Source organism: Kiloniella sp. (genome assembly GCF_965205715.1).
In the GTDB taxonomy this organism is placed as follows: Bacteria; Pseudomonadota; Alphaproteobacteria; order Kiloniellales; family Kiloniellaceae; genus Kiloniella.
On record NZ_CBDBHW010000006.1, the window covers coordinates 288,767 to 315,424 of the forward strand.

Below are 26,658 nucleotides of genomic sequence, written 5' to 3' on the forward strand. Positions count from 1 at the left end.
GCCCTTTTTATTTTCTATGAAACTTTTGCTAGAAATTTAAAACCTCATACACTATCTAGAAGGATCATTTTAACAGGTCGAGAGTGTATTATTATGGGGTATTTTAAAGCTGGCGTCCAATACGGCGACTGGGAAGGTACTGCGGCTGCAGACAATGCGGACAACCAAGATCTTGCGGATTATTTAGAGAATATAGGGCGATACGATCCCACTACCGAGTTTTTAATCAGCGCAAGTTTATATGTTGGAGAGAACAACGGAGGGCAACTAGGCGGCACCTATATTGTGGCATACGTTCTAGATGCTGTTGGGGCTCAAGCAGCACAACAAGTAATTGCTAATACTCCAGACCCCTTACCGGTGAGATGTATTCGAATTGAAATCAGTTTGGAAGAGTTTGTCGCCCTGTTTAAACGCTTTAGCGTTATGCTTACTAAACGAGGCCTTCAGCTTGAAGACAGAGAATATCAATGTCTTCCCACGGACGATGAAGACTGATATATAATAGTATCTTGATTGTAGAACGGTCGCCGTCACATCTCTATGAGATGGACGGCGACTTTTCTTTTAGATAGGGCAAGCCCCTGAAGCACATTGTAAGTGTGCTAGATCAATATCTCCAACACCTTCGGGATCATTAATATTTGCAACGGTATTAATGAACTGATCCATAGAAACAGTTTCTTCAGGCAAGTACTCTTGCCCCATTTCCTCCGCAGGCATTGTCGGCATAATAGTGCAACAACGTAAGGTAGGTTGATTTTCAAGTACGATACGACGGTACTCTTCTAGAGAGTGTTGATCAGTATAGACTTGGATTGTATACGAGATCTGGTTCCCCTTCTCTTTACCAAGCCAATACTTCTCAAGAAGCCTTACCCACTTATAGTGCATCTCAGGCGTTGCTTCCTGAGCAGTAACAATCTGGTCCTCAGACATACCAATTCTGGTTATCAGAGGCATCGTCGGGAAACCAACGATTGTTTGATTATTATAAGTGACCAGCTCTTTGTATGGGTATCCTAGTTCAGCGTAACGTTTGATAAGCTTATCACCATTAACGTACTGAACCCAACGTAAGTACTGGCGATGTGGAGGAAGGTGAGCACCTTCAGTACAGCCGTAAAGCTTACTGGTTGTCCCTTCAGGTTTGAAGGTGACTACGGTATGTGGAGGCTCAATTCCAAGCTCTTCAGCATAACGAACAGATTCATCTTTAGCTGCGTTTGATAGTCGCTCAATGTGAGCCCAGAAGCTTGCAGACCGGTTCTCATCCAGAAGATCGTGGAATGTGAGACCATGGCGGACCCAAGCATATTCATGAACACCTGTTAGGCTAACGCCAATGCGTTGAGTACGACGAACTTCCTTACCGTACAGACTGTCCATCTGGTTCACACGCATTAGGAAGCGGGTTTGAAGACGAACGGTCTCCTCGTCCATCATATCCCATTGCTTACACTCTTCTAAGGTGGGCTCTTTACGAGTACCCCCGTTAGTAACAACGTAATTAAATGGGCAGTTGTTCAACGGCATCATACCAGCAACGACGCAGTATGCTCCAAGCATATGAAGCTCTACCTCGCCACAGGGGTTAGGGATCATCAGATAAATCGCTGTCATACAGCGTTTAGCAATGTCCTCTAAGAGTTTAACCCCAATGTCTGCTTGATATTTGAAAGAGCCAAACTCCTGATCCTCATCAAGAACCCGCTCTTTAGCGCGACCAGTACGTTCGCTTTCAAAGTTGTCGACATTAACCCAGCCAGGGTCTCCAGTCTGCCATGAACAGGTTGTTGCTTGCTGAAAAACCAAATAAGCCCAGTGGTTCAGATCTCCTAGCTGCCATTCTGGCTCCCCAAACTCGGCAACATGTTCTTGCATCTTCCTCACCCGGGTCCAGAACTCAGCGTCGACGACAACAGAGTTATTACTGGTCCAGAAATCGGGAAATTGAACCTTTAGCCAGATGAAGTTGAAGATCCCCTCTTCTTTCCAATGCTTCACAGCAATACGAGCTGTTCGACGAGCACCGCCCACAACCACTTCTTTTGAGAAGAAATGATCAACAACTAAACCCTGGAACCAAGGTTCGTCTCGGAGATCGCTCTGTGAGTTTTCTACGATCACCTGATACCAAGGCTCATCACTTAGATGGGGAAGTTTAGGGGCTGGGTGGGAGAAGAATTGTTCAGTATTAATGAAAGCCCGTATGAGAGGAACAGGACCTGCAGCAGGTCGATCCTGCATCCCAGCAATTGGAGATCCTTCACATCGAATATCATCGAAATTTAAAATGAGAGTATCTTTAGATCTCTCCTCGTAGGCCATAGCTTCGTATATCTCTAAGCTTTTGGCCATCCCCTCACGACTATCTTCGAGCCTATAAAGGTGGTCAAAAGTTCTCTTCCGAGGGTTCTTTTTAATCACGTAAGCTTTGAAGAGTGACTTCAATTGGTCGATGGATAATCCCTGATCATGAAGCCCTGAAGTGAACTTGATCCACTGTTCGTCAGTGGTGGGATAGTCAGGATGTTTATCAGAAAGAACCAGCTTAATCTTTGGTCGCTTCAGCCAGTTTACAATCCGAACGTGACTATCGTAACAGCCCCCTACTCCTGATCCATTTAAAGCTAGATATTTATTACTGAACGCCGCAGGTGCCGAACTACAGTTCGTAAACACTTCCATATTACGTTCAGGCTGGTTTTCATCTCCATGCTGGAGATGTCGGCCAGAAGAAGGAAAAGCTCCGCGTGATAATGCGTCACGGAGCTTTTCGAACTCACCTTCAAATAGGAATTTAGGGTCAACAAGGCCTGTATTGCCAACGGCCACACGGTGACCAACTTTGCCCATACTCTCATCGTCTTCAGGTCTAAAAACGGTACGTCGGGCAACTGCCACACCCATCCCTTTATCAAGGGGGCGTGGATTTTCGTAACTAAATGGGTGCATAGCTACCTCAATTTTTTATTGGTGTAATCAAAGTGAAAGAGGTCGACGGTATCACTTGAATAAAAATATATTCAAGTGATCACGTCTATTGACTTTATCGATTACTTGAGGAGAGCTTCCATTTCTTTATTTTTATTTGGATTAATAGCTAAATCAGCTTCAAATTTACCCGGAAACCGTTCTTTCAACTTCTGGATATTGCGATATTGTAGCTCTGTGAAATTAGTATCGTAGGCGTTCATACCGATAGCTTGATACCAAAGCATATCCCCCGTTTCATCCATGTACTTTTCCCGAGGAATGGCTTTACCTTCCATCATTGCCTCGGCAAGCAGCTCCAATAGCTCTGCCGCTTCTGTGAAACTGCCGATGATCGAATGAATTACATCTGGATCCAGGTGGTTGAAGTCAGCCTTTAGCCCCCGATAAGGTCTATCTGCATCTTGTCCAGCTTCTAGAGCATCTTCAGGGATCTCTTTCCCGTAGAACAATCCTTTTTTCACAGCATCTAAAGCACCGGAAACTTTCACAGCCCTATCCATGAGGGCAATAAGTTCCCAAGGATTGACTTGATCACTGTGAAAAGCGTCCGACTTTGTACGGAGAGCGTTGTTTATATAGTTTTGCATAATATTATAAGATCCTATTCAGGAGTTGAGCCAGCTTGTGGCGGTACTTATTACATCGTTTTGGTAAGAAAAAAGTTCGGTATTATCGAGATCTAGAACCTCAATACCTAAGCTTTCAGGATTTAGATAGCTTCGACTATCCCCTTCAAAACTGCAGCCTTGGCGGCGGACGCGAATGAAGAGAACATCCTTGGCAGGGATACCTCTCTTCAGAATGGTTTCGACTTCCTCAATGAACCCTCCCTCAGGGACAGTGAAGATCGTATCTTGATGCCGCTCTACAGTGTTCATGAAAATATGTCCCCAGACGTCTTTACCGTAGAGAACCTTCATGTGTAGTTCAGAATAATTGATGTAAGCCTGTCTAGGCGTAGAACCAAAGAATTCTGTTAGAGGAACGTCTTTCACTCGTTCAAAATGATCAACATCAAGTTCACGTCCGTCTACATGTCGCAGATCAAAGGCTGCATGGGTCGCCTTTTTCAGAGGATCGGAAAACTTTAACCTTTTAGCCCTTGGAAACGACTTCGAAATCGTTTCGCCACCAGTATCTTTTCCTGAGCGAGGCGGACCATTGAAGATGATTATCTTATTACTCAATGTAACACCTCCCCATTAGGCCATAGGCTTGGCTCCGGTGCACATTCAAAGGCCAGCATTTTTCGGTGTTGGAACCACCCGGTAAAGTTACCGTGGTAGTGAGGAGCTCCCCAACGGTTACCTCCTGTTTGATCGGTTACAACTGCGTCCGGCGTCCCTTGGTGTTCCGTAGGGCTTGCATGTAGCGGAGCAGATCCGACGAGTTTTTTATAGAGCTTCAGATCCTCTCCTAGGTCAGCTTTCTTACCGCAGTGTAGGTTGAAAGATACCCTTGCACATCTAGCTGAGGAGCACTGAGCCGCAACGAGGTCGAGGCTCAAACCTCTTTCGACCAGACCCTGTACTTCAGAGTGTTCAAGAAACTCCTCTGAAGTTTCTGTAACGTAAGGTAGGTGCCAATCCCCCGGGGAAAGTACTTTAGGTGTTGATTTCCCTCGGGCTGATTTCATTTCCCTAGCAAGAACCTGGATCTCCTCCATAGCGTCTGGATGATCTCGTAAAGCGAAGAAATTTTCGTAAGCAGTTGAACTCACCAACACGTTGATATGTTGATATGGCATCAATACTCGGTTGGCGTATTGTTTATGGAGCCCAACTTTAGCGAGACTTTCAGCTTGATCCACAGCTTCATCTCGCCCCATGAGCCAGAGAGATTTTAACTGTCGGATCTCGTCGAGGTCTGTGACCTCAACCTGTGGAAACATTCCCTTCCCGTTCTTATAGAACTTCAGAGGAACGAATGGATCTTCCTTCACTTCATCGATAAGTTTCTGAACGGGAATAGCCCTATTAGAAGAAGCGTTACGAGAGAAAACACGATGGGTCATAAGTTCCGCGTGGATTACCAATGGGTAACGCAGTTGGAATGTGGTCAGGCGAATACCTTCAGGGCTGATACTGTCAGCAATCACCTTTGCAGTTATTGTAGTCATTAATATTTACCTTCTTGGTATGTAAAGTAAGGTCGCGGCTTATTCACGACCTTCCTTGGGATTGAGTATTGAATGATATTGAAACCGTCGCGAGCCTGAACCAACTCGACCTCACCTTGGTCGTATTTGACCTGATGCTTTGAAATTTCAGCCATATCTTCGCGTTTCCACAGCTTATCGACGTGGCGGATTGCGATGATATATTTACGGAGTTCTCGCCGACCTTTGCCGTCTTTACTTTGGAAGTATCTCTTACCGACGGTAAGATCTAATTCCCGAACTTTGGCAGCGGTGGTATCGAACCGTTTTGAAAGGCGGCCATAATCAGGACGAGTTGTGTTTTTTAAAACGGTTAGTAGTTCTTTACTCACAATATGTTCCTTCCGGAATGGTACTTTGATTACAGTTGTATTGTTCTATCTGCTTCGATTTGTTTATGGGTTACGATTAAGATCTGATCGATTGTACTGGTCAGATTACGGATACATTGGGCGGTATAGTTTGCTCTATTGTCATCCATAGAGGCGTCTATCTCATCTCCAAGGAATACTGAGAAAACCTTATTAGTTAGGACCTGACCGAGACCGATGCGGATAGCTAAGTTTGCTACCGCCTTGCCCGATCCTGATAGAGTGCTTAAAGGTTGCCCGTCGATTTGAATGTCAAAGTCCTCATCGATTGCGACAATTGTCCGAGCACCGTTTGTCATTTGGTTCAAAAGGTGGGAAGCCACGCGATTAAGGCTTGGGACCAAGTATGTTTTAACTCTAGTTTTAAGAGCTTTTAGCGCCTTCTGAGCTAGACGATATTGATCTGACTTATTGCGAAGTCCTTCCAACTCGTCCGACTGGGTTCTGTAAGCCTTATCAAGATCGGTAAAAGTGGCTAAGCGAGTTTCATAATCTACAAAACGGACAGCTTGCTCAGCTAGTGTTTCCCACTTCTGATGGCACCCTTTATATTTCAGTGTCTCCTCTTGCATCGCTGCTCTTTGCTCTTGATCAGCGTTATAGCGTTGAAGGTCATTATCGTACTGAACGACTTCCCTCTCGTACTTATGGAGACTATTCAGGAGTTCTGATACGTCTGGCACGTCCTTTAGCTGGATCTCTAAATCATGTAGAAGCTGATTAACCTCTCCCCGTTTGGCGTTATCTCTTACAGAACGACGAAGATCTGCAATTTGATTAACGGAAAGTAGTGGCTCGACAACTCTTTCAGGAACCTCCGTAGGAATGTAGTTTTTGACCTTCTCCTGTTCCACAGCGATCTGGGCGGGAGTAAGCCCCAGGGTTTTAGAGAGATCGATGTTGATTTCTGGAAAGTCCTCTAACTGCTTTCTCAATGGAGTTAATCGATCAACTTCTACGGGGAAAATGGTAGAACACTCCGGACACTCCACATCCCCACACTTTTCCAGCTTGGAAATTTGAAGTTTCAGATCTTCTCGTTGAGCCAATAACTCGGACTGACGGTGAGCTTCCTCAGCTTCTTGAAGCTGTTTAAGAGTAAAGCGAGGAGTTGGGTTATTGTTTGCCTCAACTAATTTTACTTTGTAATGATCAAAAGCTGTTCGCTGTTGCTCAATTTCAAGAAGCCCATTCTCAGTCCACTCAGTAACCGGACCCAACGTTTGCAATTGACCTTGATACGTACCCCGCTTGACTAACAGTTCCCCTCTGAGATCCTGTTGTTTGCTGAGTTCTTCAATAGTCCTTGTCGTTTCAGGCGATACTGGACGCACAGGAGCTGAGATGGGTTCTCTTTGAAGTTGGACCTTAATCTCATCATGTCTTTTGACTTTGACGTACAGTTCATTTGCTTCAGTGCGGACCACCCCACTTGGTCGATATCCTTCTGGAGTTTCTGGAGCTGTCGGTTGAACAAGAGTGTCTTCCATGGTTTCAGCAGCTTTTGCATTAACACTGGCATTCTCCCCAAGAATTTTAATTACCTTGTCGAGCACATCCAGGCCAATAGTCTGATCCACCATTGCACGACGCTCTGTCGGCTTCATATCTCCTAAGGCTTCTACTTGTCCTTGCTGACAACTGTTAGCCACGTCGAAGGCTGTTAAATCATAACCAAGAAGTTCGATTACCTTGTCATTAACCGGACGTGTACCAGTAGCTAAGGGATCCTCACCTTGAAATATGTCGGACTTGCCGCCTTTACGAATAATCCGATAGGCTTTACCTCGAACCTCAAATTCCAGTTCTGAGTAGAGCCCCTTATAATCAGAAGCTGAAGAACGTAGAGCTTTCGTCCCAAACAAGGCATACCGGATCATTTCGAGACGGAAACTTTTACCTTTCTCGTTCTCACCAGTAATGGTCGTCATGCCGGTTAGGAAATTGTGTTCCCCAGAAAGAGTTTTACCGGTTGAGGGGAAAACAACGCTAAATTTAAGTGATTTAATCATGCTTCCACTCCTTTCTGAGCTTCAACTAATTGCCAAGCTTCTTCTACGACCGAAGCGTCTACTTTGAATTCCGTCATAACGTCACTAAAGAGAGCTTTCAGATTGAAGTCTTCAATTACGACCTCTTCCGGCTCCTGATCTTCTTTAGTTTCAATTCGTTTAGTTGTTAATTGGAGACAGTCTATGTCCGGCACGTCTTCACCTGGGTTTAGAAGGATCCGAACACACTTATTTTTCAAACTCTCAAGATCTAACTCGTCGAGCTGTTTCAGTGTTAGGGATACGTACTTTTCAGCCTTAGGATCTTCTGAGTGACTGTAGGGAAGCATTGATCCAGTGACTGTCAGTTTCACTCCTGGAAGAGGCTCACGCTCTTCAGGAGTATGAATGTGACCTGTTACGATGTGTTTGGTTCGCTTCGCCAACTCCTCCAAAGGCACGAGGTTAGGGTTTTCATGACCGAAGCTATCGATGTCCCAATGTCCGAAAATATATTCGAAAGGTAATTCGGGTAACTGTTGAACCATTTCCACAGCAGGTGTGAAGGGATGCCAAGGAACGAATGCTATTGGACCGAAAGCGTCCGATGCGTTCACAACTGTTCTAATTGTGTACTCTGCGAAGTCGCTGTTAATTAGAGCTGAAAACAAATCAAACGACGAAACTTTTTCAGCATCTCTGGAGCCGTCATGATTCCCTCGAATAACGTAATAAGTTACGTCAGTATTTCTCAAGGCAGCTCTAGTGTAGACCTCGACAGCTTTAAAAAGGGTCTCATGAGAAACCACGAACTTATCAAACAGATCTCCCACACATATGTGGTAATCCACACCCTCGACATCGTTGAGGTGTCGTTCAAATTCTGCCCATTGTTCAGCTTCCCGATCACCGCGACGATGAAGAGGAACACCATGGATAAATGAGCGTCCTAAGTGAGGATCTCCAAGTACGGAGATCATTTCTCCATTTGAAAGTTCGAGTTTCATCATAAGCTCCAGTTACATTTGAGAGTTCAAGAAGAGATCCATGTAATCAGTTGTTGAACTGAATAGGTGGACAACTATTCCCAAAAAGATTTTTCCAACGCTCCACAGAGCGCCGATAAGAATGATTGCAAAGAAAAAGATGAAGGCAACTAAGCCCAGAATGCAGAAGACGATTAAACAAGCTAACGTCTTGTCCCCGACATAGCGCAGCCAACCTAGGCTGAGGAAGGAGAATTCCTTAAAGTGTTCTAACCAGTTCATAGTTATTTACCCACCGCATCACAGTGGAGGAACAGATATTTAATCTGGTTTAAAACATCATGGATTGCGTTGTGAGCATCTCCTTCGAACTGAAAGTCAACTTCATCAACTTCTCGGGGATGATAAATTCCCCGTAGGAAGGAATTCATGTCGTTCGCATGGCGATAATGGAATGGATTATGTAATCCGTAGTCTGTGCAATAACTTGCAACAAAAGAGAAATCAAAATGAGTAGGCTTACCCCAGAAGCGCATTGAATCCTGAGGATAGGCCCAAGTGCAGAAATCCTTCATTACTAGACCAGGATCTTCCGCCCGAGAAGTGATGCTTCGATAAACCTCTTGATTTTGTTCTGACCACCACTTGCGTGTATCTTCTCCCCAACGACGGGTAGGAGGCATCTTCAAACAGCGATCAAACATGTCCTTTGCATCGACAGTTCGCTTTTCAAGATTAAATCTCACAGCAGCCAGTTGAATTATGGCTCCACGGTCGGGCATTGTATCTGTGGTTTCGATGTCGACCATGACATCAGGGAATTCATGATTACGATTACGCATCGTGTGCTAATCTCCATTTATAAGATCCGAGCTCTGACCATTTGAGCGAGGATTTGGTGGTACTTAAAATAAGATCCGCTGGTATTTGGAACCATTCATCCGTGACCAGGGAGTGAACAAAAAAGAAGTATTGGCCTCCTGCTGCGAGCTGTTTTCGAGCTCCTCGCATTTGGCTCTTAGAGATCATCCCGAAAGGAAATGACGTTTTATTCTGAGTGGATTTCACCTCCGCATAAAACATCTGGCCATCTTCAGTAACGATCCAGTCTGAGGGCTGTGCTTCCACCCCTCCAACGCTTTTACCTTTGGTTCTCCCGTAGGTATCGGAGTTGTCTGGAACGCGATGAACGAAAACGCGTTTTCCCAACTTAGAGTAGATTTCCTGAAACTTCTTTTCTGAAGGTTTTCCAGTGTTTTTACTCATGGGAGAAAGTTAGCACTCCCTCCCATTATGTAAAAACGCTATATTCTTAAGTATAGATTACTTAAGAATTTTTAGGCTGCGAGCTGTCGATTTAACCATTCAACTACAGCTCCCGTTTCATCGCGACCAAGTTGACTTCCCTCAAGATGTGAAGGAATACAATCCAACTCTGGCGCCTCATCCAATTCAATCTGTCCGAGTGGGGCTTTCTCAGCGTGGAAAGGTTCAAATGTGAAACCTACCGCAGCTGTAGCATCCACTGTCAAATTCCGGATAATGTCTGGATGATTACACATGATGCCTTTTGCCATCTGGATGAAATCCCAGATCTCATTCTTATTGACTGAGAATAGAAGTTCATCATGGACCGGCAGCATGAAACGAGCATCAAACCCGGCGGAATTAATTTCCTTATTAACTCCGATGATAGAGCGTTTCGCGAGAGTGGCACAGGTACCTTGAACCCTAGCATTTACAGCCTGATTATTAGCTCTAGATTGAATAGATCGCATAACCTCGGAACCAAACTTTGTGATACCCGGCTGGTTATAACTATTAAATCTTTGAGCCATAAGCTGTCGCCAAAGAGGGGTTGCCTCAAATCGAGTTCTACGGTGGCCGTCAGGGAGGGTGATGTACCCATTAGCCTTAACCTCGTCGATCAATCCCTTACGCCAAGCTTCTGCTACAGCAAAACGCTGACGGTAATTATCCGTCGCTTCCCACATCTGATCTGTGGACCAGCCTAGCTTCATTCCCACAGTGCTTAGGGCTCCGGAGTACCAATAGTTAAAGTTGGACCCCTTACCGATTTCGGTTCTCCAATACTTCTTGGCCTTGCCAGGAGAGAGCAGCTCACCGTTAACATTGGTCAGGATCTTAGGGTTGATCTCTAGAACTTCTTCCTCGTCCATCTTATGAAGATCGAGAAGAAGTTCCTCCGTCATCTCTGGGATGGTAACTCGCAACCCATCTGCAGCTGCACCCAGGTGGAGATCTTGATAGGGAGTTTGACCATAAGCTTTAGCAAACTCAGGATCTCCACTTTCATCTCCAATAATCACCAGCTCGATCTGTGTCCAGTCAATTGATACGATGAGGTGATCAGAGTTATCGGGCTCAAAGAAACCACGGACGTAGGTACTTTCACCACGCTTGGCCAGCTGCATGGCGTTAGGGTTCTTACCGCCCATTCGACGTGTCGCAAGCATTGAACTTGTTACCGGATACATCTTCCCAGTATCTGGATCTGTCAACTTGCTATACGGAGTGAGATACAGCTTCATGCGCTGCTCAATTCCGGCCAACTCACCAAGAGTGGTCATGACATCAAGAGAAGCTGTAAAGAATGCACCTTGGACCTTAACTGCTTCCTTAAACTCATATTGATCACGAAGCCAGATTGCTGCCAGTTCTTCCGTTCGAGGGTCTGACTGGATCCAACGTAGAGCATCAGCGATAGCTTTCGCAGGCTTCTCTGTTCTCTCGAAATCTAAACGGAGTAGGTTTTCACAGCCTTTTAGCTGCTTCTTTATCCGATCCATGATCCGTCCGCGACATTCCGCATCGGACTGAACTTTTCCCTTCATGATGACTACCTTCTGTTCCATCAGGTCGTACATCACAGTCCGCATTACCATGTAATGTGTAAAGTTTGGTCCGCTTGGTTTTCGTTTGCCGGTTTCGGCAGCCCATGCATTGGATACGGCTCCTGAAGCCTGTAAGCATTGATCATAGGCATCGTCACAGTCAGGAAGGAAGGCCCATGTTTGGACGCGATTACGATAGGTGTTGAAACTTTTTGCATACCACTTCTCCTTTTCGAAAAGCACCGGATTAGGTTCAGGATTGAAATTCAACAGTTTGTTGATACCGGCCTTAAGGCGCCGGAGGACCTTTGCACATTCTTCGCGCTCAGTTGAACGGCGGCTCTTAATTGCAGCAGCGTTTACAACCATCCCCTCGTTCCAAGTGGTTCCAAACACTTCCACCATCGGGAGCTCTTGCTCGAAGTAGGTTTTAATAACGTCAGGATTAGTTTGAGCCATAAACTCTAGAAGACGTCTGAACAATTTAACCGCCCAGAAAGCGTCGTCAGCACCGTAAGAAGCCACGTCTTTCCCAGTGAGTTGTCCCATATGTTCCTTATCACCGAGACACTTTTCAAAGGTTGTCATTTGGTATCCAAACCAACTCCTCACAGCCTTTTTCAAATTGTATCCGTATGTCAGATTACTGATGAAGCCGTTGTAAGAATGTTCAGCGTTACTCTGCTTACCGGTTACTTGTGTGAATAGTTCAGCTTGTTCAGTATTCATGTCTGATCCAGGCTCATATTCAGCAAAAACTTTTGCAGCTTTAAGAGCGACACGTTCCATGGCGCCCAGTCCTGCACTTAAGAACTGGTGCTGGTCGTACTCATCGGGACCATAAGCTGAAACTGCCATTTGGAGGGTGCAGATAACTCGTTCCAGTTTGTAACCTAGTGAAGCGAGATACATACAAAATTCAAATGGCGCGTTGTGTGCAATGAAGTAAGCAGTGTCCTGACGAGCATCTAAGAGTGTCTTTGCGGTTTCCCACGGAATACGATTTTCAACGTCAGCATGAGCCAAATTAACGTAGTACGCCTGATCGTCATGCTCAGGATAAATGGAGAAGCCGGTAATCGTTGTCCGACGAATGTCGAACACCTTAGCGGTCTTCTTTCCACGGAAGTCTTTAATACCTTGGTGGGCGTCGTCGTCGTGTGTTTCAATATCTAAACCAATGAAGGCTTGCGCCTTAATTTTTTCAATAAGTTTAGGAGCTTCGACGTCCCAGTTTCGAGCGTCGATAAGGACTGAGTTCACAGTCTCAACCATAATATGATCCTTTCGGATTAGAGGAAGTCGTCTACGGAGGGACTTCCAGTTTGCATTGTGGGATCTGGATCCCTTGGGATTAAAAGATGTTCTTCAATAATGCTGTAGAAAGCATCAGGCAGCGGGTTTCCAACTACGGTGTGCTCTTCTATGAGCTCATCGGAAACAGGTAAGAAACCAACAATCTGGTAGTACTGAAAAAGTTGGCGGCGATTGAGCTCATCTTGTAACCACGTTTGTACTCCCTTGGTAACAGGGAGATCCTCATGGTTTCCTGAGACAACGAGTTTTTCCAACTTCTCTAGTAGATTTAGATCCGAGAGCTTGTGCCAAGCACCTACTCCGAAATTAGGGATACCTGGGATCTTATCCGAGCTATCACCAACAGTGGCTTTGTAGAGCCGGATCCATCTAGGAGGAACGCCTTTATAGTCTTTACTATCCCTTTCAACATTGTCGATCTGAAGAAAGTCGCCATCGTTTGAATGGATATGGATAGAATGTCCCTCGTCTCGATATTTTATTGCAAGTTTTGCAATAATGTCGTCAGCCTCGTATCCCGGGACTTGGATTACGATTGCACGACTTAACGAAAGCAACTCTCGGAACATATTCATCGACTTATAAATCTGTTCTCCTCCCGGCTTTCGACCAACTTTATAACCTGGGAAGATCTCTCGACGAGCCTTCAAAGATCCTGCACCGTCGAAGACATAAACCGGAATTCCGTCGCAGTGCATTACCTCTTCATAAAGGGTTTTAATTGGTAATCCTGAAGGGTCGGTCTCCAACCGCCTTCGGACGTGATTATTTCCATCAAATATTCGGATCATGTATGCCTCCAGTAAAAAGAATGCCCAGAGGGTGAGGCCTCTGGGCATAAGTTATGAGAGAGCTTCAGCTCTCAAACATGCTGCAGGGAGGCGCATGTTATGCTGCGGCTTGATCGACTTCTTCGATAAGCTTGAAGGTGAGGAGACCCCAAGTATTCTGACCTTTGTTTCGAACTTCATTACCAAGTTCGACTTTTACAAATGAGCCTTTTGGATCAAGTCCTGCGTTAGTTATGGAACGAATAAATGATTGCCAATTGTTCCGGTTGGTTGTTGATAGGGAGTAGCCAAGGAGTTGGCCAGCTTCCATGTGTTCAACATCAACTTCCTGATCCAACACCATTGGGATGTCTGCAGAAGCGTAAGGACGCGCTTTATCACCATCAACCGCCTTGGCGTTGGCGATAGCTTGGTGCCAAGTGATACCGTCGGCTGTGGTAATGCGGTCATAAGTCTTATGATATGTTGCAGGATTACCGTACTTAATGGCTTCACAATATTGCACTTCAGCAAGATTAATTTTAACCAGAAGTGTTTCAGTGAGCTTGCCTTTAGCGAGGGCAATTCCGAACTCGGATGGTTTGATCCAATGGTCGACAGAAATCCCACCTGTCATAAAGTCATCCATACCGAGTGGAACACCTGAAGCAGGAGCCGGAGCCAGGTCGTTTACACTTTGATTTGCAGGTAGATTTTGGGGGGCTGGAGAAGAAGCAGGAGTAGTAGGGGCTTGAGCGGCACTCTCGTTAGCTTGTTCAATAGCGTTAGAAATAGCGTCAGTCATAATATGTTCCTCACGGAGTTTTAGTTTCAGTTTTAGTATAGGATCCGGATTGTATTGGATTAGTAAGATCAATATACTTCACTAATAAATATCGATCTATTCTTAATTCTTTAAGTAATCTATACTTAAAGAATTAATTCATATGAACATATCAGCGCCGATGGGAGTTTCTACATTCACCTCGGCATTTGTTTTACTTAAGTTCAATTTTTTGTAAGAACCGTCCACTTTGTTTTGGCTGTCAGATTTAGCGTCTACAACCTGGAAAATTCTTTGGTCCATAGAACGAGCGTATTGATATATTGAAACGCGTAAAGGTCGCTTACGCTTTCCACGGATAGCCCGTCGTACAGCTTGGACGAAATTACTATCTTTATAATCGATTGAGAGAAAGATCGTGTGATCGATGTGAGCCCAGTTGTACCCGACTGAGGCAGTCTCAGCAGAAGCAGCCACACAATCTAACTTACCCTGACGGAACTTAACGTCGATCTCAGCCCTCTTCTTAGCGGATATTGTACCGTTTATTAACTCAGTTCTGAGCCCCATCTTTCGACAGAGATCAACTGTTCTCCTTAATTCAAGATCGAAGACCCCGAAAATCAAGAGGGGCTCACCAGTATTTTTATGGTCAGCAATATCAATAAGAAGTTGCTCGTCCTTACCAGTAGGCTCGCCTTTAGTGAGATCGAACTTCTCAGGATTGGCCATTATTTGTCGGCATCGGATAGCATGAACTCCAGCACTCGAGCCGTCGAGAAAATCTTCCTCTAATTCTAAGAGGCCTTCTTTCTCAAACTCGATATAAGCTTTCCTTTGCCTTGGGCTCATTTCGCAGGTTCGGTGTTCGTAAACGACCTCCTGCTCTCCGAAAATCTCCTCAAAGGTCCGACGAATAGAGTGACGTTCAATTATCCGGCCTAAGCGATCATGATTTTTCCAACCAATAATGGCCCCCCACTCATCAAAGTAGGCATGATAATTCTGGAACGCCTGCCAAGAGAAGTAATACCGTGGTTCGATTATATGTAAGGTTGGGTAAGCACTATCTAACCGACCATTGATTAAAGTTCCGGTCATAGGTAAGAAGCGTTCGATCTTCCGACTGGACCTATATAAAGACTGGGTTCGTTGACTATTATGTCCTCCGAAACCTAAATGTATTTCATCTACGGCGTGAAGCTTTATATCGGGGTGAAATTGGAGGATCCGTTCCCAGTCATCTCCAAACCGTTTAAAGCCCATTAAAAATACTTTTATGTCTTTATTCGTTAAAATCTTTTCTCGTTGTTTAGGGGTTCCATCCAGTATTGCGACCTCCTCGGGTTGGAAGTCTGTGAATTGGAGAATTTCATCTCTATTTTTTCCAAGTAGAGATTTCGGCATGGACCAGATTGATCGACCGTTTAAATACTCCCACACAAATTGAAATAACTTACAGACACTTGGTGTCTTACCGGTACCAGGGTCAGAAAGATTAGCGACCCGTTCATTAGGAATGTAGAATGCGAGATCCTCGACTTGATAGTCTCTAAGGTCCCACACTCCATGTTTAGGAGGTAGGTGATTAATTTTTTGCATAAGATCCTCAACGGATTGTTGTAAAATGAAGATACAAAAAACTCCCCAAGTGAGCCACTGGAGAGTTCTTAACTAAGCTATACTTAAAAATATAATTACCGGTGAGCAGCCTTTCGACCAGATCGGGCTTCTGTTGGAGGCCACTCCTTACGCATCCACTTCTTAACCACAGTAGCTCCGAGAGCCTCCCATGGAGTGGCTAGTAAGGTTTGATAATCAAATTTTTCAGTATCAAGCTCAGTTGTAATTCTTTTTACGGATGGAGGAACAACCACATCTGGTTGACCTGCAAGAACAACTGTTCGAGGAGCATAAGTACAAGCTTGACCAATAGTGTTTACCATTGGTGAATCTTTAGCAGTCAGCTCAGAGACTACAAAAGGTTGAATGTTCGTGTTTTGCAGTTCATTAATTACGTGATCTGCACGAATTGCCCAGGCAGGGTTTACAACTCTTAAAATTGGACTACTCAACTTTGATAATAAAATCAAAATTTCTACAAGACGTCCTTCTGGATCATCTACGTAAAAAGCCCCTGCTCCCTGTTTTGGGATAGGCATCATAGCTCGGACCAACGGGTCGTCAATCATCTGCATGAAGAAGTCCCAATGATGATCATTAGGAACTGGAATATTCAATGGGATTTGGTGATTACAGTGTTTGTTTCGGCTTTCTAACCGAACGTCAAACGGCGCTCGGTGTTTTAAACCGACCGCATTGGTCCCTCCCCGACCCTGCATAAGATACGCGGTACCTTTGTCATCGAAGTGTATACCATAGCTAGATACAATCGCATTAGACGTAGTATTTGGCATCTTTCTCCCTTTCCCTCAGAATACCTGAGATAACTTAGCTGGCAACTGCAAGTTTCGCCGAGGCACTCTCATACAATTCTCGAACTCGATGAGCAAGACGTTCATGAAGATCTTGTTCCAATAAGTTGACAATACTGGTCAACAAATTATCAACATCCGTCTGTTTCAACTGTCGTAGCTCATGTGATATGAGCCAATAATATCTAACTTTTTCCTCTAGGGACATGTAGTTCTCCTATGTGATCATAGCAGCCTCAGAGACCAACTCGTGTATCTCAAGGCCTATTACATTACAAATTAGATCCAGTTCTGACACAGAAATGTCATAGACACCTCTCTCTATTCGAGAAAGCGTTTGAACAGACACTCCAATTAATTCCGCAAAGGGTTTTGGAGACATGTCACGTTTAAACGTTCTTACATGAAGAATTCGTCGACCTAATCTTTCATGAATGTCAGAAATTGGATTTTTATTCTTCTCACCCAGACGGGTAGAGACGCGATTACGATCTTCCGGACCGAGGCCATAGCTCTTTACGATCCTTCCAACCATTACCGATGAGAGACCCCCGTTGTCCCTTCCGATATCTTTTAATGTCATCCCAGCTTTATATTGTGCGATGATATTCTGATTACGTTCTTCTTTCGTATTCAACATAATATTGGATACCCCCAATTGGGAACACTTCTACTATATGTAGTATTACTAAGTGTGCCAGTAAATTGTGCGGTCTTTGGGGTTGACAGTGTCCTCCAAAGACCTCATAAGACTATGAAATCTTTAGATTTTCTAGAAAATCCGTAATTTTACAACTGATTTGTAATCAGGGGGTTCCGGGTTCAAGTCCTGGTGGAGGCACCACTTTTCTTCCAAAGAAAATATTATTTTAATCAAATCTCTCTGCACGACATTGCTACGTGATTTTTTATGCAATGCCTGATTAACTAGCAAAATCATCCCCATTACACGACACTAATACTCTCATCAAAATCAGTTTCTATCGGCTCACTATTTCCAGTTTTATATCGAGAGAACGCTCACCTAAAAAATCACGAGCAAGGCACGTAAATCCATAATATAGTGATTAAGGGCTCTTCTCCGCTTTGTTGAGTAGAAAAAGATGCCGACCGCCAAGTAACCTGTTGATATGTATGGTTTCTGATAACTTTACATAGAGCAGGTATATGACAATCAACATCTCGCAGCATATTTTAGGCCTCAAAGGGCAACGTGTAAATGAAATTAAACTGGATGACGGCGGTGTTAAGATTGTCATTCACTGCAGCCGAGACGCGCGTAGGAGGGCTATAGACCCTGCTACAGGCCAGAAGGGAAGCATCAACCAGCATGTCCGCCGACAAGTAAACGACATCCCCCTTTTTGGGTATCCTTGTGTGGTCGAGATTGAGCTGGCGCAGGTTTATATTAACAAGGGCGAACGCCGCATTGAGGGGTGTGATTTTGTTGATAAAGGGTGCCGTTTCACTCACCGATTTTGCCGACTGATCAGTGGATTATGTCGGCATATGTCTATTCAAGCGGTTTCCAGACATTTGGATATACGATGGGAAACGGTCAAGAATATCGACAGGGCATACCTTATTGAAACTCTCCCTACGCTTGATCCTGCAGAGCTAACTGGCTTGGAATATATTGGTGTAGATGAAGTTGCCCGGGCGAAAGGTCATGACTACATGACGGTGGTCTACGATATGGTTGGCGGTCATCTGATCTGGGTTGAAGCAGGCCGAACTGCCGAGGTTTTTTCAAGGTTTTTGAAACAACTGCAACCAGATACAGCCTGCAAAATAAAGGCCGTAGCGATGGATATGGGGCCTGCCTACCAAAAGGCTGTCAGAGAGTCCTTGCCGTTGGCCGACATAGTATTTGACCGTTTCCACGTCATGAAAAACTACAGCAAAGCTATCCATAATCAGCGTCGACTTGAGTTCAGAAAGGCCGATCCAAGTGGTAAAGAGTTGATGAAAGGGACACATTATCTGTTGCTCAAAAATGCGGATAAGTTGAGTGAAAAACAAAGTGACAAGCTGCAAAGGTTGCTGGAGAGCAATAGCAACCTGAATGCACTTTACGTCTTGAAAGAACAGCTTCAGCTGCTGTGGAGTGCCGCTTCATTTGAGGCGATGGCGGAGCAACTGGAACGTTGGTGCCTGATAGCAGATCAGTCACAGATGCTCTATCTAAAAAAGTTCGCGAAATCCCTACGGAAACATTGTGTGGGCATCTGCAACTACGCCAAACACAAGCTCACAAGCGCCAGGATAGAGGCTGGTAATGTCAGTATAGGAATGATCCGTAAGCGAGCCAGAGGCATCAAGGATACCGAATACTTCAAACTCAAAATTAGACAATCATCCATTCCAGATAATCAATCTATGCTCTATTTGAAATCCTAAATCTACTCAACAAAGCGGAGAAGTGCCTGATTAAGAATCTATTCCTTCTTTGCTTGAGCACAGTTACTCTGGAAATAAATAGGACATCTTATGAAATACCTTTTTACTTTAGTACTTTTTGTTCTAAGTGCCTCTATTAGCTCAACAGGCAATGCTCAAAACCAAACGCTCCATGAAAAAGATTGTGAAAATGGAGATTATTTAGCTTGTTCGCACGTCAGCAGTATGTACCAACTCAGGCCATTAACCGACAAGGCCATTCGCCACTATGAAAAGAGTTGTGAAAGAGAGCATTTTCCATCATGCATCTATCTTGGCAACATATATGCTAGCCGTACAAGTTCTCTTCAGGACTACAGCAAAGCAGCAACCACATATAAGAAAGCATGTAATGGTGGTCTTATGCATGGATGCGTATACGTAGCAGACTTGTATCAAGATAAACGCATAACAGGTAAAGGCTACAAAAACGCAAGACCACTGTTAGAAAAATCCTGTGATGAAGGATACTTGGATGGATGCGTTAAACTGGGAGTTCTCTATAAAAGAGGGTTAGGAATAGGCGAAGACCAAGAAAAAGCAAAAGAACTTTATAATTTTGCTTGTGATAACGGGAATGCCGATGGATGTAATCTTCTTAGAATTATGTATAAATATGGTGATGGTGTTGAGAAAGACGTCAACATCGCAAAGGATTATTTTAAGAAAACTTGCAGCATAAGTAAGAGGTCTGGTTGCTAAGATTTACCTAGATAAACGCGCAACGCTTTAGCCAGAGTATACAGCCATGTTTTGCGACTATCCGCAAAATAGCATCAGCAACAGCACGTGAACCCTCTCCTCTCCAGCTAAATACAGCCAACCGAATTGATTACCTCACCGCACAACACGCAAGTCACTCCACCTCGTTGTATACTTTGGTGAAACCATTTGTCGGCGCATTTTCCAGTCTTCGTTTACGCCGGAGGCGGCAAATCTAACTGTGTCTCGGCCGTGGGCTTTGTTGAGTTTGTCTAGCACCGCCATAAGGGTTTGCGCTTTGGCCGTATCCGGTTTGAAGAAAAAATCCTGTTGGGTTGCCCCAGCGTCGACCAGGCCATCGAGAAACACCCCTGCCTTTTGATAGCGAAGACCAGTTCGATAGATCTTCTTTAAACAAAACTGTGCCGCCTTGATGATCAGGCCGGTGTCAAAGGTGGCTTCTGGGAAGGCAATGCTGAAGGAGTTCGAATAATATACCTGGTTCTTTCCGTGCGGGCTTGTCCGCAGAAAGGTTGTCAGCTTGTTCGCGGCGAGGTTCTGCTTTCTCAGTTTTTCCCCGGCTCTTGTGGCGTAACTGGCGACAGATTCCTGAACCCGGTAAATATTATCCTGATACTTCCCAAACCCGCGCGAGACCATGATCCCCTTCTTGATCGGCGCGACCTCTTCCAGCTCAAGACACGACCTGCCATTGAGCTCGTAGATCATGCGCTCGAGCACAACAGAGAATTTTGAGCGGATCATCTTTGGGTCTGCCTGGGATAGATCGAGCGCGTTGTAGATGCCGAGCCCCTGCAGCTTGGGAGACAGGCGCCTTGAGACCCCCCATATATTTTGATTCTCGATCCCATCAAGCCGATCCCGGTCCCCGGTCTCGAGCAGGAACACGCCACCGTGTTCGGGGTTTTTCTTCGCAATCCGGTTGGCAATTTTGGCCAGGGTCTTGGTCTTGGCGATGCCGACACAAACCGGTAAACCGATATCCCGCTTTATCCGGGCCTTGATTTCACGGCCAAGGGCGACCGGATCCTCGGCGCCGGTGAGGTCGAGAAAGCTTTCATCGATAGAGTAAACCTCTATATGCGGTGAAAAGAGACGATAGACATCAACCGCCCGGTCCGACATGTCGCCATAGAGCGCGTAATTTGATGAGAAAACCCTGACCCCTGCCCTTTTCAGATCAGGCAGAAGCTTGTGGAACAGCCCGCCCATCTTAAAGCCAAGGTCTTTGGCCTCTTGAGAGCGCGCGATGATACAGCCGTCATTGTTTGAGAGCACAACAATAGGAACACCCTCGAGGTCCGGCCGGAATACGCGCTCACACGAAGCGTAAAAGTTATTTACATCAACCAGGGCGACCCACTGATCAGTCAAGCGGGTTGATAACATTGGTGACCACTCCCCAGATCTGGAGATCCTGCTCGTCCGAAATCAACAAGGGCGCGTATTTGGGATTTTCAGGCATGAGCTTGATCACGCCGCGTTTCTTAAACAGGCGTTTGACCGTGAGCTGGCCATCAATAACAGCGATCACCACCTTGCCATGCGCGGGTTCTATCGAGCGGTCCACAACAAGCGTGCCCCCAGACATAATCCCAGCGCCAATCATGGAATCACCAGAAACCTTTAACAGGAATGTCGCGTGGGAATTCTGGATCAGGCGGTCATTAAGGTCGAGCTGACACTCCATATAATCTTCGGCTGGCGACGGGAAACCTGCCGGTATCTTGGACGCGTATAGCGGTAGGGGGAAATAGCGGCCAATTTCTGCACGACCAATGTACTCAACGGCATCATTTTTCATTTTTTTGTCCTCAACATGCGAATGAACACACAAGAACAAAAAGAGAACATTATTTAAGTAGTGTCAATAAAAGAAAATTTTCCGAGAAAAGAGAAGTCCAGTAATTATCCAGAAATCACACCCAAAATTACAGGGGTAGAAATGACAAAAAAAGGGCCTCAAAATACGCGTCACACAATGCGAGAGTATTTTGAGACCCAGATATATACCCGAGTATATCAGATAAATCGATTACGCCTGTTCAGCTTCCTGAGTATCCTGGATACCGCGCTGAACCCGGTTGACCTCGCTAGAGATTTCAAACAAGAGCTGTACCATGCGCTCATGCATTGACTGAAGGCGGACAATTTTACTTTGTAGATCAGCAGTTTCAACAACATCCACGTTGGGTGGAAGACTGCTGCCATCGTCGGAACCTTCGAGCAACCAAATCATGTTCACGCTCAACACTCCAGCCAGCGCCACCAGTTTGTTGGCCCGAGGCTCAGAGCGATCAGATTCCCAGTTGTTCAGCGTTGCAACTTTCACACTCACACGACGCGCCAGCTGTGATGGGCTCAAGCCCTTGCTTTTACGTGCCGTCTGAATTCGTTCGCCCATGGTAACATATGACATGAAATTTTCCTTTATTATTTACTCTTACAAACACCGACGAGAGCGAAAAGGGGAATGTATAATTCAAACCGCAATGCTCTCAAATCGGGTTTCGGGCGTATCCCTTTAGCTAGTGCCATAGGGATACACTCCCTAGGTGCAAAGATCAACTGCCAATCTAAAAAAAAGGCTCTTCTCCGCTTTGTTGAGTAGAAAAAGATGCCGACCGCCAAGTAACCTGTTGATATGTATGGTTTCTGATAACTTTACATAGAGCAGGTATATGACAATCAACATCTCGCAGCATATTTTAGGCCTCAAAGGGCAACGTGTAAATGAAATTAAACTGGATGACGGCGGTGTTAAGATTGTCATTCACTGCAGCCGAGACGCGCGTAGGAGGGCTATAGACCCTGCTACAGGCCAGAAGGGAAGCATCAACCAGCATGTCCGCCGACAAGTAAACGACATCCCCCTTTTTGGGTATCCTTGTGTGGTCGAGATTGAGCTGGCGCAGGTTTATATTAACAAGGGCGAACGCCGCATTGAGGGGTGTGATTTTGTTGATAAAGGGTGCCGTTTCACTCACCGATTTTGCCGACTGATCAGTGGATTATGTCGGCATATGTCTATTCAAGCGGTTTCCAGACATTTGGATATACGATGGGAAACGGTCAAGAATATCGACAGGGCATACCTTATTGAAACTCTCCCTACGCTTGATCCTGCAGAGCTAACTGGCTTGGAATATATTGGTGTAGATGAAGTTGCCCGGGCGAAAGGTCATGACTACATGACGGTGGTCTACGATATGGTTGGCGGTCATCTGATCTGGGTTGAAGCAGGCCGAACTGCCGAGGTTTTTTCAAGGTTTTTGAAACAACTGCAACCAGATACAGCCTGCAAAATAAAGGCCGTAGCGATGGATATGGGGCCTGCCTACCAAAAGGCTGTCAGAGAGTCCTTGCCGTTGGCCGACATAGTATTTGACCGTTTCCACGTCATGAAAAACTACAGCAAAGCTATCCATAATCAGCGTCGACTTGAGTTCAGAAAGGCCGATCCAAGTGGTAAAGAGTTGATGAAAGGGACACATTATCTGTTGCTCAAAAATGCGGATAAGTTGAGTGAAAAACAAAGTGACAAGCTGCAAAGGTTGCTGGAGAGCAATAGCAACCTGAATGCACTTTACGTCTTGAAAGAACAGCTTCAGCTGCTGTGGAGTGCCGCTTCATTTGAGGCGATGGCGGAGCAACTGGAACGTTGGTGCCTGATAGCAGATCAGTCACAGATGCTCTATCTAAAAAAGTTCGCGAAATCCCTACGGAAACATTGTGTGGGCATCTGCAACTACGCCAAACACAAGCTCACAAGCGCCAGGATAGAGGCTGGTAATGTCAGTATAGGAATGATCCGTAAGCGAGCCAGAGGCATCAAGGATACCGAATACTTCAAACTCAAAATTAGACAATCATCCATTCCAGATAATCAATCTATGCTCTATTTGAAATCCTAAATCTACTCAACAAAGCGGAGAAGTGCCAAAAAAAAGCTATTTTTTATTTTAAACCGAGTAAGATAAGCAACTCAGGAGAACAAATGATGAGCCCGCTATTCCCAAGTCATAAAAGGATATTCGCGATATAATTACAGTTCGGAGTTACTTCGGAACTAATGAGATCCCACCAAAAAAAATACAGGAACAGTTAAATGGCGACCGAGAACATTCCTTTTCAAACCATCAATTGGGCGGAAGTTCCCAGAACCGAACATGTCGGCGACAGCGGCATGGCCTATTGGCAAACAGCACAATACCAAGGACTGAGAGTTAGGATTGTTGAATATTCAGCCGATTATATTGCGGATCACTGGTGCGAAAAAGGCCACATTGTTCAATGCCTTGAGGGCGAGTTTGTCAGCGAGATGAGCGATGGCACCGAGTTTACCTTATCAAAAGGCATGACCTACATCGTTTCAGACGATTTGAGCTCTCACCGGTCTGTGACAAAAAACGGTGTTAAGCTGCTAATCATTGATGGTAATTTTCTGAAAGCCACTCTATAGGAAACGCGCAAAAATTTCCTTTCAACCCTCAAACAGACCTCCTACCCTACAGCAGGTGAAACTTAGAATCTCATCATGGTAAAGAACTAAATGTCTGATCTTTTTGAAAATTGCCTCCTAAAAACGGCACGTTTACTTCTTCGCCCCTATGCGCCAGACGATGCCATATCCCTTCAGAGAATTGCATCAGATCCCCGAGTTCTCGAGCACCTCCCCGATGATCCTCTCTCCCTGGAACAGGTAAAAGACATCATTGAATGGTCGATGAACTGTCATAAGAAAAATACCAAAGAGAAACTCTACAAGTTGAACCTCAGTATCCTTTCAATAGAAACTGGCGAACTCATTGGATGGTGTGGGTTGGGACCGGCGGACTGGGATACTGAGCAGACAGAGATCTATTACGCCATCGCCTTTGAACATTGGGGAAAAGGTCTCGCCAGTGAAGCCGCCAGGTCCTTGCGAGATCACGCCATAAAAAACATTGGGTTACAGTCCCTCGTCGGCATTGCAGCACAAGCCAACACAGCTTCCAACCGGGTCCTGCAAAAATTAGGTATGAAAAGCAATGGCCAGTTAACAACTCCCCCGGAAGGATGCGATCCCTATTTCCTTGGTCAAAACCTGTATTCACTTACCGACTAAATCACGGCATTAAACAACTTTCCTTTACGCCCTCTTGATCTGAAGTGATAGCTATAAAGTTCATGCATTAAAATCCAAAACATGAAATCAGGAAGTTAGGCTGCTTAAACAGGCACCTCTTTCCTGATCTCAAATAACTTGGAGAAACGAACTAGCTATCCACGTAGAGAGGGCTTAGCCCACTCTTTATGGATTGCCTCTTTGTCTAACGGTGTCTGAGCTATAGCATTCGTAAAGTTACTCATGGTTTTAACGCTCAAGCCAAGAATAACCTCTAAAGCCTGCTGTTCTGTGTATCCACTGGTCAGAAAAGCTTTAAGTGTATGGGGCGCAATGCTCCCGTTGGTACGCACGAGATCCCGGGCAAAAACCCTCAAGGCCTCAGCTCTAGGATTAGAAAGGGCAGCTCCCTGACGTAGCGCTTCAACATCGGCCGCAGCCATTCCTGCCATTTCAGACAATATTGTGTGCCAAGGCATGCAATACTGGCAGTTGTTCTCAAAATTCGCTGTTTGATAAACAATTTGGCGCTCAACGTCAGAAAGAGAACTTTCATTAAACTCATCCCAGGCGGTCATGTAGGCAGCCAATAAACTCGGGGCCTGAGACATAACCTTTTCAACATTGGGAATCAGGCCAAAAGCTGCTTTTGCCTGGGCAAGATAGGGAAGAGATTTTTCAGGAGCTGTCGCCTCGTCCAACAAGGGAAAAGGCGTAGGGATTGCATCGTTCATTTAAATATACCTTTGCATCAACTTTAACGTTACAGGGTGATTGAAAGCTTTCGAATGAGAAGGTAATATTGCAGAAACTAAAATAACAGTACGCACCTTTTGGTAACTATCAGAAATATTTCAAGATGTATGAAATCCCCCAAGATCGAAGCAAAGCAAAAGCCAACGTTTTTCACCAGAACTGCCCTGCTCGGTACCTGCTCAATAAGGTCGCCGGGAAATGGAGCCTATTGATTATTGATGCTCTAAAAAAAGAAAATCTACGTAATGGTGCGCTCATGAGAAGAGTGGGAGGTATTTCACAAAAGATGCTTACCCAAACTCTGCGCGAACTGGAAGAGATTAAGATTGTCCAACGGCATGATATGGAGACCATTCCCCCTCATGTAGAATACAGCCTGACCGACCTCGGCGTTTCACTTCAAGAAAAAGTCTGTGCAATGGACCGCTGGATAGAAGAGAATATGCTCGAACTAATTACAGACAATCCGTCAATAGAGTTGAAAATAATCTGAAGAACAGATACTCAGCTACACTAATTTCCTTGCTATGCATACGCATTCAAATACAGGAAACATGAAAACTCAGGCGAATAGCGGAGATGACAAATTAAGTTATCTTCACATAAAGGAACAAAACCAGTGCCTCAAAAGAAGAACCCACTAAAACTGAACAAACTCCAGCTCCGCACCCTTGTCCTTGCGCAAGTTATTGGTCGCGACGAAAGCCAAGCCGTTCACCACCCCAATGGAGAGGTTACAATTTCAAACCTTCCCCACGCACATGGCAATCATGTGCACGTTGGCGAGTTTGTTGTATCCACAAAAGATACCAGCGGCTTCACCAACCCTGCGGTGTGGGCTGCTCTGGCGCGTAAAGGACTGGTAAAGGACGCGGGACACCCGATTACTCTGACAGCAGAAGGCGTTGCCTATGATACCGGGCTGGGTAATAAATTTTTAGAAAAATCTGATCACTAGAGCCTCGG

29 protein-coding genes are annotated in these 26,658 nt (G+C 45.2%); 8 read left to right on the plus strand and 21 right to left on the minus strand.

The window, feature by feature from the left end:
* Window positions 1–93: 93 nt before the first annotated feature.
* Window positions 94–498, plus strand: coding sequence for a hypothetical protein (locus ACOGW3_RS06070; protein ID WP_419902151.1), 405 nt, complete (start codon window positions 94–96; stop codon window positions 496–498).
* Between the two features lie 69 nt (window positions 499–567).
* Here the strand turns inward: ACOGW3_RS06070 and ACOGW3_RS06075 are convergent, their stop codons facing one another.
* From ACOGW3_RS06075 to ACOGW3_RS06150, 16 genes are all read right to left on the minus strand, one after another.
* Window positions 568–2,958, minus strand: a complete 2,391-nt coding sequence (locus ACOGW3_RS06075; RefSeq protein WP_419902152.1) for a hypothetical protein — start codon at window positions 2,956–2,958, stop codon at window positions 568–570.
* 101 nt (window positions 2,959–3,059) lie between these two features.
* Entirely contained in the window at window positions 3,060–3,587 is a 528-nt protein-coding gene (locus tag ACOGW3_RS06080; RefSeq protein ID WP_419902153.1) for a hypothetical protein, read from the minus strand.
* Between the two features lie 18 nt (window positions 3,588–3,605).
* Window positions 3,606–4,187, minus strand: a complete 582-nt coding sequence (locus ACOGW3_RS06085) for a hypothetical protein (protein WP_419902154.1) — start codon at window positions 4,185–4,187, stop codon at window positions 3,606–3,608.
* Window positions 4,184–5,119: an FAD-dependent thymidylate synthase gene (locus ACOGW3_RS06090; protein WP_419902155.1), complete on the minus strand. Its 936-nt coding sequence runs from the start codon at window positions 5,117–5,119 to the stop codon at window positions 4,184–4,186. Before ACOGW3_RS06090 ends, ACOGW3_RS06085 begins: the two co-directional genes overlap by 4 nt.
* The gene (locus tag ACOGW3_RS06095) at window positions 5,119–5,490 is read right to left on the minus strand and encodes a hypothetical protein (protein ID WP_419902156.1); all 372 of its coding nucleotides are present in this window, start codon (window positions 5,488–5,490) and stop codon (window positions 5,119–5,121) included. Before ACOGW3_RS06095 ends, ACOGW3_RS06090 begins: the two co-directional genes overlap by 1 nt.
* A gap of 29 nt (window positions 5,491–5,519) precedes the next feature.
* Window positions 5,520–7,541, minus strand: a complete 2,022-nt coding sequence (locus ACOGW3_RS06100) for a hypothetical protein (RefSeq protein WP_419902157.1) — start codon at window positions 7,539–7,541, stop codon at window positions 5,520–5,522.
* Window positions 7,538–8,527, minus strand: a complete 990-nt coding sequence (locus ACOGW3_RS06105) for a metallophosphoesterase (protein ID WP_419902158.1) — start codon at window positions 8,525–8,527, stop codon at window positions 7,538–7,540. Before ACOGW3_RS06105 ends, ACOGW3_RS06100 begins: the two co-directional genes overlap by 4 nt.
* Before the next feature lie 12 nt (window positions 8,528–8,539).
* The gene (locus tag ACOGW3_RS06110) at window positions 8,540–8,788 is read right to left on the minus strand and encodes a hypothetical protein (protein ID WP_419902159.1); all 249 of its coding nucleotides are present in this window, start codon (window positions 8,786–8,788) and stop codon (window positions 8,540–8,542) included.
* Window positions 8,789–8,790: 2 nt separating this feature from the next.
* Window positions 8,791–9,348 carry a 3'-5' exoribonuclease domain-containing protein gene (locus ACOGW3_RS06115; protein WP_419902160.1) on the minus strand — a complete coding sequence of 186 codons (558 nt, stop codon included), beginning with the start codon at window positions 9,346–9,348 and terminating at the stop codon, window positions 8,791–8,793.
* Window positions 9,341–9,772 (minus strand): hypothetical protein, encoded by a 432-nt coding sequence (locus ACOGW3_RS06120; RefSeq protein WP_419902161.1) that lies wholly within the window; start codon window positions 9,770–9,772, stop codon window positions 9,341–9,343. The genes ACOGW3_RS06115 and ACOGW3_RS06120 overlap by 8 nt, the downstream gene beginning before the upstream one ends.
* Window positions 9,773–9,843: 71 nt before the next feature.
* Window positions 9,844–12,636 carry a DNA polymerase gene (locus tag ACOGW3_RS06125; protein WP_419902162.1) on the minus strand — a complete coding sequence of 931 codons (2,793 nt, stop codon included), beginning with the start codon at window positions 12,634–12,636 and terminating at the stop codon, window positions 9,844–9,846.
* 17 nt (window positions 12,637–12,653) lie between these two features.
* On the minus strand, window positions 12,654–13,469 hold the full coding sequence (locus ACOGW3_RS06130) for a hypothetical protein (RefSeq protein ID WP_419902163.1): 816 nt from the start codon (window positions 13,467–13,469) through the stop codon (window positions 12,654–12,656).
* A 97-nt stretch (window positions 13,470–13,566) separates the two neighbouring features.
* Window positions 13,567–14,253: a hypothetical protein gene (locus ACOGW3_RS06135; RefSeq protein WP_419902164.1), complete on the minus strand. Its 687-nt coding sequence runs from the start codon at window positions 14,251–14,253 to the stop codon at window positions 13,567–13,569.
* Between the two features lie 138 nt (window positions 14,254–14,391).
* The gene (locus tag ACOGW3_RS06140; protein ID WP_419902165.1) at window positions 14,392–15,834 is read right to left on the minus strand and encodes a helicase-related protein; all 1,443 of its coding nucleotides are present in this window, start codon (window positions 15,832–15,834) and stop codon (window positions 14,392–14,394) included.
* A gap of 95 nt (window positions 15,835–15,929) precedes the next feature.
* Entirely contained in the window at window positions 15,930–16,430 is a 501-nt protein-coding gene (locus ACOGW3_RS06145; protein WP_419902166.1) for a hypothetical protein, read from the minus strand.
* A gap of 454 nt (window positions 16,431–16,884) precedes the next feature.
* The gene (locus ACOGW3_RS06150) at window positions 16,885–17,307 is read right to left on the minus strand and encodes a helix-turn-helix domain-containing protein (RefSeq protein ID WP_419902167.1); all 423 of its coding nucleotides are present in this window, start codon (window positions 17,305–17,307) and stop codon (window positions 16,885–16,887) included.
* A 527-nt stretch (window positions 17,308–17,834) separates the two neighbouring features.
* Between ACOGW3_RS06150 and ACOGW3_RS06155 the strand changes: the two genes are divergently transcribed.
* Both ACOGW3_RS06155 and ACOGW3_RS06160 read left to right on the plus strand, forming a co-directional pair.
* Entirely contained in the window at window positions 17,835–19,067 is a 1,233-nt protein-coding gene (locus ACOGW3_RS06155) for an ISL3 family transposase (protein WP_419901077.1), read from the plus strand.
* A 90-nt stretch (window positions 19,068–19,157) separates the two neighbouring features.
* Window positions 19,158–19,808: a tetratricopeptide repeat protein gene (locus ACOGW3_RS06160; protein ID WP_419902168.1), complete on the plus strand. Its 651-nt coding sequence runs from the start codon at window positions 19,158–19,160 to the stop codon at window positions 19,806–19,808.
* Window positions 19,809–19,943: 135 nt separating this feature from the next.
* Here ACOGW3_RS06160 and umuC read toward each other — a convergent pair whose 3' ends face one another.
* The 4 genes from umuC to ACOGW3_RS06180 form a co-directional block, all read right to left on the minus strand.
* On the minus strand, window positions 19,944–21,218 hold the full coding sequence (gene umuC / locus ACOGW3_RS06165) for a translesion error-prone DNA polymerase V subunit UmuC (RefSeq protein ID WP_419902169.1): 1,275 nt from the start codon (window positions 21,216–21,218) through the stop codon (window positions 19,944–19,946).
* Complete coding sequence (locus ACOGW3_RS06170) at window positions 21,196–21,633, minus strand: LexA family protein (protein ID WP_419902170.1); 438 nt, start codon at window positions 21,631–21,633, stop codon at window positions 21,196–21,198. The genes umuC and ACOGW3_RS06170 overlap by 23 nt, the downstream gene beginning before the upstream one ends.
* 231 nt (window positions 21,634–21,864) lie before the next feature.
* Complete coding sequence (locus tag ACOGW3_RS06175; protein ID WP_419902171.1) at window positions 21,865–22,248, minus strand: helix-turn-helix domain-containing protein; 384 nt, start codon at window positions 22,246–22,248, stop codon at window positions 21,865–21,867.
* Between the two features lie 132 nt (window positions 22,249–22,380).
* A complete protein-coding gene (locus tag ACOGW3_RS06180; RefSeq protein ID WP_419902172.1) occupies window positions 22,381–22,524 on the minus strand; it encodes a hypothetical protein in 144 nt (47 codons plus the stop codon).
* On the opposite strand from ACOGW3_RS06180, the gene ACOGW3_RS06185 reads away from it, so the two are divergent.
* From ACOGW3_RS06185 to ACOGW3_RS06195, 3 genes are all read left to right on the plus strand, one after another.
* The gene (locus ACOGW3_RS06185; RefSeq protein ID WP_419901077.1) at window positions 22,511–23,743 is read left to right on the plus strand and encodes an ISL3 family transposase; all 1,233 of its coding nucleotides are present in this window, start codon (window positions 22,511–22,513) and stop codon (window positions 23,741–23,743) included. The two genes, ACOGW3_RS06180 and ACOGW3_RS06185, sit on opposite strands and share 14 nt — an antisense overlap.
* A gap of 194 nt (window positions 23,744–23,937) precedes the next feature.
* Window positions 23,938–24,291 carry a DHCW motif cupin fold protein gene (locus tag ACOGW3_RS06190; protein WP_419902173.1) on the plus strand — a complete coding sequence of 118 codons (354 nt, stop codon included), beginning with the start codon at window positions 23,938–23,940 and terminating at the stop codon, window positions 24,289–24,291.
* A 90-nt stretch (window positions 24,292–24,381) separates the two neighbouring features.
* On the plus strand, window positions 24,382–24,936 hold the full coding sequence (locus tag ACOGW3_RS06195) for a GNAT family N-acetyltransferase (protein WP_419902174.1): 555 nt from the start codon (window positions 24,382–24,384) through the stop codon (window positions 24,934–24,936).
* Between the two features lie 155 nt (window positions 24,937–25,091).
* Here ACOGW3_RS06195 and ACOGW3_RS06200 read toward each other — a convergent pair whose 3' ends face one another.
* Window positions 25,092–25,670 (minus strand): carboxymuconolactone decarboxylase family protein, encoded by a 579-nt coding sequence (locus ACOGW3_RS06200; RefSeq protein ID WP_419902175.1) that lies wholly within the window; start codon window positions 25,668–25,670, stop codon window positions 25,092–25,094.
* 125 nt (window positions 25,671–25,795) lie between these two features.
* Between ACOGW3_RS06200 and ACOGW3_RS06205 the strand changes: the two genes are divergently transcribed.
* Together ACOGW3_RS06205 and ACOGW3_RS06210 are read left to right on the plus strand one after the other, a co-directional pair.
* A complete protein-coding gene (locus ACOGW3_RS06205; protein ID WP_419902176.1) occupies window positions 25,796–26,185 on the plus strand; it encodes a winged helix-turn-helix transcriptional regulator in 390 nt (129 codons plus the stop codon).
* A 126-nt stretch (window positions 26,186–26,311) separates the two neighbouring features.
* Complete coding sequence (locus ACOGW3_RS06210) at window positions 26,312–26,650, plus strand: hypothetical protein (RefSeq protein ID WP_419902177.1); 339 nt, start codon at window positions 26,312–26,314, stop codon at window positions 26,648–26,650.
* The last annotated feature ends 8 nt before the right edge of the window (window positions 26,651–26,658 follow it).